Here is a 9,282-nt window from a genome sequence, read left to right as displayed (position 1 = left end):
GTGCACACAAACACTGCGGTGTGAACAAAACCTGTGGCGAGGGGATTTATCCCCGTTGGACTGCGCAGCAGTCCCCAAATTTTCAGGGTCGCTTCGCAACCCAACGGGGATAAATCCCCTCGCCACAGGGTTATCTGTCGCTCACAGATCGGCGCAAACCCTTGCCCCGCCACATAATGTTTTTCAGTTATATAAACATTCTTAAATAGTCTTTTTAAGAATATCCGCGCCTCTCTTATATTGCTCCCACGCCGAACGCAGTGCCGCCCACTGCCAGGCATATCCCATTCAAAGGAGCAGCACCATGAGCGCATCCCTTCGCAGCGTTGACGGTCAGGACGAAACCACCATTTTGCGTGAAATCCAGAGCGCTCTGCGCGATCTGCGATTTGGCGCGGTGGAGATCACTGTGCACAACGCGCAAGTCGTGCAGATCGAACGCAAAGAGAAATTCCGTTTGCAGCAACCGGGTAAGCAACCGGGCTGAGTGAAGATCAAAAGATCGCAGCCTGCGGCAGCTCCTACAGGGGGCTGTGTGTGTAGGAGCTGCCGAAGGCTGCGATCTTTGAACCGGCACCACGATTTGCGAAATACATAAGAAAAAAGCCACCACCCAGAATTCCAGGAGCTTTCACCATGTCGTCGATTCGCCGTTACGCTTTGGCCGCCCTGGCCAGTGCTGTGTTTGCCGGTTCTGCCGTTGCCAAGGATTACGAGCTGCTCAACGTGTCGTATGACCCGACGCGCGAGCTGTATCAGGACTACAACGCTGAGTTCATCAAGTTCTGGCAAAAAGATCATGCCGGCGACACCGTGAAAATCCAGCAATCCCACGGTGGTTCGGGCAAGCAGGGTCGTGCGGTGATCGACGGTCTGCGCGCTGACGTGGTGACCCTGGCTCTGGCCGGCGACATCGACGAAATCGCCAAACTCGGCAAGACCCTGCCGGCCGATTGGCAGAAGCGTCTGCCGGAAGCGAGCACGCCGTACACCTCGACCATCGTCTTCCTGGTACGTAAGGGCAACCCGAAAGGCATCAAGGACTGGGGCGATCTGGTCAAGAACGACGTCTCGGTGATCACCCCGAACCCGAAAACCTCCGGCGGCGCACGCTGGAACTTCCTCGCCGCGTGGGCCTACGGCCTGAAAGCCAATGGCGGTGACGAAGCCAAAGCTAAAGAATACGTACAGACCCTGTTCAAGCACGTGCCGATCCTCGACACCGGTGCGCGCGGTTCGACCATTACTTTCGTCAACAACGGTCAGGGCGACGTGTTGCTGGCCTGGGAAAACGAAGCGTTTCTGGCCCTGAAAGAAGATGGCGGCGCCGACAAGTTCGACATCGTCGTGCCTTCGCTGTCGATCCTCGCCGAGCCACCAGTGGCCGTGGTCGACAAGAATGCCGAGAAAAAAGGCAACGAGCAGATCGCCGAAGCGTATCTGAAACACCTGTACAGCCCGGCCGGTCAGGAAATCGCCGCGAAAAACTTCTACCGTCCGCGTGACAAAGAAGTCGCCGCCAAATACGCCCAGCAGTTCCCGAAACTGGATCTGGTGACCATCGACAAAGACTTCGGCGGCTGGAAAACTGCGCAACCGAAATTCTTCAACGACGGTGGCGTGTTCGACCAGATTTATCAGGCGCAGTAATCTGACTACAAAACTGTGGGAGCGGGCTTTTGTGGCGAGGGGATTTATCCCCGTTGGGCTACGCAGTAGCCCCAAAATCGGCAAATGCGGAAAACCAGATACACCGCATGTGATGGTTTTGGGGCAGCTTCGCTGCCCAACGGGGATAAATCCCCTCGCCACAGGGCTCACTCCCACATTGATGCGTTTTTAACCAAGGACTTTTATGTCGCGTCGTATCTCCCCCGTCATACCCGGCTTCGGGCTGACGCTGGGTTACACCTTGGTGTACCTCAGCCTGATTGTGCTTATCCCGCTAGCGGCGATGTTCGTCCACGCCGCTCAACTCACCTGGGATCAGTTCTGGGCGATCATCTCCGCACCGCGCGTGCTGGCGGCATTGAAGCTGAGCTTCGGCACCGCGCTGTGTGCCGCGATCATCAACGGCATCATCGGCACGCTGCTGGCTTGGGTGCTGGTGCGTTACACGTTCCCGGGGCGCAAGGTGATCGACGCGATGATCGATCTGCCGTTCGCGCTGCCGACCGCCGTAGCCGGTATCGCGCTGACCGCGCTGTATGCGCCGGCCGGCCTGGTCGGGCAATTCGCCGCTGACCTCGGTTTCAAAATCGCTTATACCCCGCTCGGTATCACCCTCGCGCTGACCTTCGTCACACTGCCATTCGTGGTGCGCACGGTGCAGCCGGTGCTGGCCGACATCCCTCGTGAAGTCGAAGAAGCCGCCGCGTGCCTCGGTGCGAAACCCTTGCAGGTGTTCCGCCACATCCTCGTCCCCGCGCTGCTGCCCGCCTGGCTCACCGGTTTTGCCTTGGCGTTCGCGCGTGGCGTTGGCGAATACGGTTCGGTGATTTTTATCGCCGGCAACATGCCGATGAAAACCGAGATTCTGCCGCTGCTGATCATGGTCAAACTCGACCAATATGATTACACCGGCGCCACCGCTATCGGCGTGTTGATGCTGGTGGTTTCCTTCGTCCTGTTGCTGCTGATCAACTTGCTGCAGCGGCGCATCGAAACCCCATAAGGAGGCGCGAACAATGTCCCAATCGTCTATTGCGGCCGCCTCTTCGGCCAACGCTGCACGCCGTGGCAGTGCCACTTCGCGCAGAGTCCTGATCGGCCTTGGCTGGCTGGTCTTTTTCCTGTTTCTGCTGTTGCCGTTGTTCATCGTTGTATCGCAGGGTTTGAAGAATGGCCTCGGTGCATTTTTCACCGCGATTTTTGAACCGGATGCACTGTCGGCACTGAAACTCACCGTGTTCGCCGTGCTGATTTCGGTGCCGCTGAACCTGGTGTTCGGCGTCAGCGCCGCATGGTGCGTGAGCAAGTACTCGTTCCGTGGCAAGAGCATGCTGGTGACGCTGATCGACCTGCCGTTCTCGGTGTCGCCGGTGATCGCCGGTCTGGTCTACGTGCTGATGTTCGGCGCGCAGGGACTGTTCGGGCCATGGCTGCAGGATCACGACATCCAGATCGTCTTCGCCTTGCCGGGCATCGTACTGGCGACGATTTTTGTCACCGTGCCGTTCGTGGCCCGTGAGCTGATTCCGCTGATGCAGGAACAAGGCACGCAGGAAGAGGAAGCCGCGCGCCTGCTCGGCGCCAACGGCTGGCAGATGTTCTGGCATGTCACCGTGCCGAACATCAAGTGGGGCCTGATCTATGGCGTGGTGCTGTGTACCGCGCGGGCCATGGGTGAATTCGGTGCGGTGTCGGTGGTTTCCGGGCACATTCGCGGGGTGACCAACACCTTGCCGCTGCACGTCGAGATCCTCTACAACGAATACAACCACGTGGCCGCGTTCGCCGTGGCGAGCCTGTTGCTGATCCTGGCGCTCTTCATCCTGCTGGCCAAGCAGTGGAGCGAAAACCGTATCAACCGCCTGCGCGCCAGCGCCGCGGAGGAATAATTCATGTCGATCGAAGTGCGTAACGTCAGCAAGAATTTCAATGCGTTCAAGGCGCTGGACAACATCAGCCTGGACATTCACAGCGGTGAACTGGTCGCGCTGCTCGGCCCCTCGGGCTGCGGCAAGACCACGCTGCTGCGGATTATCGCCGGTCTGGAAACCCCGGATAACGGCAACATCGTTTTCCACGGTGAAGACGTTTCCGGCCACGACGTGCGTGATCGCAATGTCGGTTTTGTGTTCCAGCATTACGCGTTGTTCCGTCACATGACCGTGTTCGACAACGTCGCGTTCGGTCTGCGCATGAAACCGAAAAACCAGCGCCCGAGCGAAAGCCAGATCGCGGTCAAGGTTCATGAGTTGCTGAACATGGTGCAGCTGGATTGGTTGTCGGATCGTTATCCGGAGCAGTTGTCCGGTGGTCAGCGTCAGCGTATCGCCCTGGCCCGCGCCTTGGCGGTGGAGCCGAAAGTGTTGCTGCTGGATGAGCCGTTCGGCGCCCTTGATGCCAAGGTGCGTAAGGAATTGCGCCGCTGGTTGGCGCGTCTGCACGAAGACATCAACCTGACGTCGGTGTTCGTGACCCACGACCAGGAAGAGGCGATGGAGGTTGCTGACCGTATCGTGGTGATGAACAAGGGTGTGATCGAACAGATCGGCTCACCGGGCGACGTCTACGAAAACCCGGCCAGCGATTTCGTTTATCACTTCCTCGGCGATTCGAACCGCTTGCTGCTGAGCGACGACAATCACGTGCTGTTCCGCCCGCACGAAGTGTCGTTGTCGAGGCATGAGCTGGAGGATCATCACGCGGCAGAGGTGCGCGATATCCGGCCGTTGGGTGCGACCACGCGGGTGACGTTGAAGGTTGAGGGGCAGACGGATTTGATCGAGGCTGAAGTGGTGAAAGACCACGACAGCCTGATCGGCTTGGCCAAGGGTGAAACCCTGTTCTTCAAGCCGAAGGTCTGGCAGAAAGTCGCCAGCCTTTAACTGATCGTTCCCACGCTCTGCGTGGGAACGCATCCCGTGACGCTCCGCGTCACAGTGGACGCGGAGCGTCCATGGCGGCATTCCCACGCAGAGCGTGGGAACGATCGGAACAACCAAAATCCCTGTGGGAGCGAGCTTGCTCGCGAATGCGGTCTAGACAGCCGCACGATTCGGATTAACTCGCACAACCCCCGCCCGCGCCTCGATCTGCTCTTTCAACTCATGCCGCATCCCGAGCATGAACGCGAACTCGGCCACCACAAACAACGGCCCGACAATCAGCCCCGACACGTCATCGACAAACGCCGGTTTGCGCCCTTCATAGTGATGCCCGACAAACTGGATCACCCAGCCCACCACAAACATCGCCAGCCCGCTGCTCAGCCAGACCATGGTGCTCTGCTGCGCCAAGACGTGCCCGGCCCAGACCGACAGGCCCATCAGCGCGGTCATTAATACGCCGAGCTTCACTTCCAGTCTCAGGTAAAACCACGCCGAGGCCAGCGCCACGATAACGGCTGGAGATATCCACAAGCCGCCAAGCGACCATTCCGGCCGCGACAACAAAACCGCCACAGCCACCACAATCAGCGGAATGCCGATAAAGTGGCTGGCGATGTTGCGCGGATCACGGTGGTAGGCGGCGTATTGACTGAGATGGTCGACGAGGCTTTTCATTGTTGTTCCTCCGGTAGGGTTGATCGCATCATCCCTCGGGATCAGGGTTCGCTCTGTCAGGCAGGCGACAATCCAGGAGTGTTTATGCAAATTCGTTCACGGCTGATGAGCGGCCAGTGGTTCAGTCATCTGCCGGTGTCCTTTCAGGATAGCTTGCTGGCGGCGGCCCGGGAGCGGCGGCTGACGGCAGGGCAGCGCTTGTTTCAGCGTGGTGATGCGCCTTGCGGTTTGTACGCGGTGCTTGAGGGCGCGGTGCGCATTGGTGCGGTGAGTGAGCAGGGCAAAGAGGCGCTGTTGAGTCTGGTGGAGGCGCCGCACTGGTTTGGCGAAATCTGCCTGTTCGACGGGCAGCCGCGTACCCATGATGCGTATGCAGTCGGGCCGTGCCTGCTGCTGAATATTCCGCAGGCGACGTTGCTGAAGTTGCTGGATGAGAACCCGGTGAACTGGCGACATCTGGCGCTGTTGATGAGCCACAAACTGCGCCTGACCTTTATCAACCTGGAACAACTGAGCCTGCTGCCGGCCCCGGCGCGTCTGGCGCATCGCTTGCTGATGATTGCCGAAGGTTACGGCGAACTCGACGCGCCGCGCCGAGTGCTGCAGCTGCCGCAGGAGCAACTGGCGTCGATGCTGTCGCTGTCGCGGCAGACCACTAACCAGATCCTCAAGGATTTGCAGGGGCAGGGGATTATCGGTCTTGGATACGGCGAGATCGAAATCCTCGATGCCACGCGATTGCGCACCCTGGCCACGATCTAACGGCGCCACATTATCCGCAGTGGAAACCCATACTTGTGGCGAGGGGATTTATCCCCGCTGGGGCGCGCAGCGGCCCTAAAAATGGGACTGCTGCGCAGTCCATCGGGGATAAATCCCCTCGCCACAGAGGCCTGTTCCGAGGATCTGTGTTTATTTTACGAGCCGCGATAGGTCGAGAAACCGTACGGGCTCAGCAGCAGCGGGATGTGGTAGTGCTGATCGGTCTGCTTCACTTCAAAAATCACCGGAATCTCCGGGAAGAACGTGTCGTGCTTGACCTTCTTGAAGTACTCGCCAGTCTTGAACACCACGCGGTATTCACCCGCCTCAAAAGGCTGCTTGGCCGGGAACAGCTCGGCGATGCGTCCTTGTTCATTGGTGGTGCCCTGAGCCAGCGGCTGCCAGTCCTGACCAACGTGCTTCTCCAAAGTCACGTTGATGCCCGGCGACGGCAGGCCGTTTTCCAGATTGAGCACGTGCACGCTCAACGGGTTGCCAGCGGCCAGCGCCAGGCTTGAGAAAGCGCTCAGGCCGAGCGCTGCGAAAGTCATGCGCAAAGTATTCATCGATGCATCTCCTTATTGGGAACGGGTGGTGGCCAGGCCGGTTTTCTCGGCCGCCTTGATTGCACAGTTTTCGTCTTGCTCACCGCCGCCGGAACCGGCCACGCCCATTGCGCCCACTAGTTCAGTGCCGAGGAACAGCGGAATACCGCCGCCGAGCAACAACAATTCGTCGAGGGTGTTGAGGTTGGCGGTTTCCGGATTGCTGCGAGCGCGCTCGGCGAACAGTCGGGTGGCGGTTTTGGTCGACAGCGCGGTGTACGCCTTGCGCTGGCTGGCGGCGGTGTTATGCGGGCCGACGCCGTCGCCGCGCAAGGTCACCAGCAAGTTGCCGCCGCGATCGAGCACCGACACCGTGCCGGTGCAATTGGTCATGGCGGTGTCGGCGAGCAGACGTGCGGTTTTCAGGTCGAGGTCAGCGTGACGCGGCAGTTCCGGGCTGGCGTAAACCCCGGCGCTGAGGCCGAGGGTCAGGCTGGCGAGCAAGAATTTCAGGGTCATGGACAAGCTCCAGAAGCGAAGGTCGTCACCTTAATCGGCGGTCTTCGTCAGAACCTCGTCAGTTGGATTACAAGTTTGTAATGGGCAACGTCGCCGAAGGCGCCTAGCCTGTGTGCCTATCAATCGAGGTGTGCCATGCGTTTGCTGGTCGTAGAAGATGAAGCCAAAACCGCAAATTTCCTCGCCAAAGGCCTGGGCGAGTCGGGTTTTGCCGTGGACGTGGCGCTCAATGGCCTCGATGGGCGCTACTTTATCGAGCAGCAGGAATATGACCTGATCATCCTCGACGTGATGCTGCCCGGCCTCAACGGCTGGCAATTGCTGCAACTGATTCGCCAGCGCGGCGCCACGCCGGTGCTGTTCCTCACCGCCAAGGACGCCATTGAAGACCGTGTGCGCGGCCTCGAACTGGGCGCCGACGATTACTTGCTGAAACCCTTTGCCTTCGCCGAACTGCTCGCGCGCGTGCGCACCTTGCTGCGCCGCGGGCCGATGCGCGAAGCCGAGTCGTACAGCATCGCCGATCTGGAAATCGATGTGCTGCGCCGCCGCGTCAGCCGCAATGGCCAGCGCATCGCCCTGACCAACAAGGAGTTCGCCCTGCTGCAACTGCTCGCCAGTCGCCAGGGCGAAGTGCTGTCGCGCACGCTGATCGCCTCACAGGTGTGGAACCTGAATTTTGACAGCGACACCAACATGGTCGAAGTCGCCGTGCGGCGTTTGCGTTCGAAAGTCGATGATCCGTACATGCCGAAACTCATCCACACCGTGCGCGGTGTCGGTTATCAACTGGAAGCGCCGGACGATGCGCTCTAAGTCGATCGCCTGGCGACTGGCGCTGGCGTTCGCGATTGTTTGCGCCTTGGTGCTGAGCGCGATTGGCGTGTTTCTCTACCGCTCGCTGGCCTCGGAAATCGCCTACCGCGACGACCTCGCGTTACTCGGTCGACTGGAGCAAGTGCGCGCCTTGCTCGCCGACAGCGACAGCCTCGGCGCTTTGCAGGCGCGGCCTCGGCTGTATCAGAACATGCTCGGCAATCTCGACAGCCTGTTGCTGGTGCGGCGTGCCGACGGATCAAGCGTGATCGCGATCAATCCACGGCAGCGCGAGTTGCCCGCACTGAACGCCATCCCCCGCGAGCAAACGCCGCAGCGTCCCGATGTGCTGACCTGGCAAGCGCCGGACGGTGCTGAACTGGCGCTGTTGTCCGGCGAAGCGCAGGGGCCGAACGGCGAGCCGCTGACGGTCATTGCCGGCAAAGTGCTGAGCGAGCGTGAGCAGATGCTCGGCAGTTATCGCATGCGCTTGTACCTGTCGGTTGGCCTCGGTGCGTTGCTCGCTTTTGCCTTGGGCTTGCTCTTGCTGCGCCGGGGCCTGCAACCGTTGCGGCAGTTGAGCGAAGCGGTGCGCGGCATCGATCTGCGTAGCCTTGATCAACGCCTGCCTGCCAATGGCACGCCGGCAGAATTGCTTGAACCGGTGCAAGCGCTCAACGGCATGCTCGCGCGACTGGACGACAGCGTGCAGCGCCTGTCGCAGTTCTCCGCCGACCTCGCCCACGAAATCCGCACGCCGTTGCACACCTTGCTGGCGAGCAACGGCCAGGCGCTGAATCACCCGCGCAGCACCGAGGAATATCAGGAAGTGCTGGCCTCGAACATGGAAGAGTTCGAACGGCTCAAACGCATGGCGGAAAACCTGATGTTCCTCGCCCGGGCAGAACAGGCCGAACGCGCGCTGAATCTGCAAACCCTGGATTTGCCCAGCGTTGGCGGTGAGCTGTGTGATTACTTTGAAGCCTTGGCGGATGACCGTGACGTGCGGCTCGACAATCAATTGCACGGTGAACTGCTTGCCGATCAGCAATTGTTGCAACGGGCGCTCGGCAATCTGCTGGCCAATGCCGTGCGTCATGCCGATCAAGGATCGGTGATCAGTCTGCGTCGCCGCGACGAGTCGGGTGAATGCTGGTTGCAAGTGCACAACCATGGCCCGGCGATTGCGCAGGCGCATCTGAGCAAACTGTTCGACCGCTTCTACCGCGTCGATCCTTCACGGGCAGAACCGGGGGATTCGGGTGGCTTGGGGCTAGCGATTGTGCAGTCGATCATGCAGTTGCATGGGGGACAGGTGCGGGTGAGTAGTGATGCTGACGGCACTGTTTTTGAGCTGGGTTTTGCGTTGAATTAAAGGACGCTATCGCGAGCAGGCTCACTCCTACAGT

The 9,282-nt window shown here is 60.0% G+C and carries 11 protein-coding genes; 8 read left to right on the top strand and 3 right to left on the bottom strand.

The window, feature by feature from the left end:
* The first annotated feature begins 304 nt into the window (after positions 1 to 304).
* The 5 genes from oscA (at position 305) to QMX93_RS11770 (ending at position 4,553) form a co-directional block, all read left to right on the top strand.
* Positions 305 to 487, top strand: coding sequence for a sulfur starvation response protein OscA (gene oscA / locus QMX93_RS11790; RefSeq protein ID WP_034151822.1), 183 nt, complete (start codon positions 305 to 307; stop codon positions 485 to 487).
* A gap of 149 nt (positions 488 to 636) precedes the next feature.
* A complete protein-coding gene (locus QMX93_RS11785) occupies positions 637 to 1,650 on the top strand; it encodes a sulfate ABC transporter substrate-binding protein (protein ID WP_008080017.1) in 1,014 nt (337 codons plus the stop codon).
* A 205-nt stretch (positions 1,651 to 1,855) separates the two neighbouring features.
* A complete protein-coding gene (gene cysT, locus QMX93_RS11780; RefSeq protein WP_008080019.1) occupies positions 1,856 to 2,674 on the top strand; it encodes a sulfate ABC transporter permease subunit CysT in 819 nt (272 codons plus the stop codon).
* A 13-nt stretch (positions 2,675 to 2,687) separates the two neighbouring features.
* Positions 2,688 to 3,560 carry a sulfate ABC transporter permease subunit CysW gene (cysW, locus tag QMX93_RS11775; protein WP_034151824.1) on the top strand — a complete coding sequence of 291 codons (873 nt, stop codon included), beginning with the start codon at positions 2,688 to 2,690 and terminating at the stop codon, positions 3,558 to 3,560.
* Positions 3,561 to 3,563: 3 nt separating this feature from the next.
* On the top strand, positions 3,564 to 4,553 hold the full coding sequence (locus QMX93_RS11770; protein ID WP_053116472.1) for a sulfate ABC transporter ATP-binding protein: 990 nt from the start codon (positions 3,564 to 3,566) through the stop codon (positions 4,551 to 4,553).
* Between the two features lie 153 nt (positions 4,554 to 4,706).
* Here the strand turns inward: QMX93_RS11770 and QMX93_RS11765 are convergent, their stop codons facing one another.
* Positions 4,707 to 5,231, bottom strand: a complete 525-nt coding sequence (locus tag QMX93_RS11765; protein WP_282355936.1) for an Mpo1-like protein — start codon at positions 5,229 to 5,231, stop codon at positions 4,707 to 4,709.
* A gap of 84 nt (positions 5,232 to 5,315) precedes the next feature.
* Here QMX93_RS11765 and QMX93_RS11760 point away from each other — a divergent pair, with 84 nt between their 5' ends.
* Positions 5,316 to 5,993, top strand: a complete 678-nt coding sequence (locus tag QMX93_RS11760) for a Crp/Fnr family transcriptional regulator (protein ID WP_282355934.1) — start codon at positions 5,316 to 5,318, stop codon at positions 5,991 to 5,993.
* A gap of 155 nt (positions 5,994 to 6,148) precedes the next feature.
* Here QMX93_RS11760 and uraH read toward each other — a convergent pair whose 3' ends face one another.
* Complete coding sequence (gene uraH, locus QMX93_RS11755) at positions 6,149 to 6,559, bottom strand: hydroxyisourate hydrolase (protein WP_016987599.1); 411 nt, start codon at positions 6,557 to 6,559, stop codon at positions 6,149 to 6,151.
* 12 nt (positions 6,560 to 6,571) lie between these two features.
* Entirely contained in the window at positions 6,572 to 7,057 is a 486-nt protein-coding gene (locus tag QMX93_RS11750) for a heme-binding protein (protein WP_282355926.1), read from the bottom strand.
* A gap of 135 nt (positions 7,058 to 7,192) precedes the next feature.
* Here QMX93_RS11750 and QMX93_RS11745 point away from each other — a divergent pair, with 135 nt between their 5' ends.
* Positions 7,193 to 7,873 (top strand): heavy metal response regulator transcription factor, encoded by a 681-nt coding sequence (locus QMX93_RS11745; RefSeq protein WP_053116476.1) that lies wholly within the window; start codon positions 7,193 to 7,195, stop codon positions 7,871 to 7,873.
* Positions 7,863 to 9,248 carry a heavy metal sensor histidine kinase gene (locus QMX93_RS11740; RefSeq protein WP_282355925.1) on the top strand — a complete coding sequence of 462 codons (1,386 nt, stop codon included), beginning with the start codon at positions 7,863 to 7,865 and terminating at the stop codon, positions 9,246 to 9,248. Before QMX93_RS11745 ends, QMX93_RS11740 begins: the two co-directional genes overlap by 11 nt.
* The last annotated feature ends 34 nt before the right edge of the window (positions 9,249 to 9,282 follow it).

Origin of the sequence: Pseudomonas sp. PS01303, assembly GCF_029959385.1 — a bacterium.
In the GTDB taxonomy this organism is placed as follows: domain Bacteria; phylum Pseudomonadota; class Gammaproteobacteria; order Pseudomonadales; family Pseudomonadaceae; genus Aquipseudomonas; species Aquipseudomonas rustica.
This window is presented reverse-complemented; position numbering and strand designations above follow the sequence as displayed.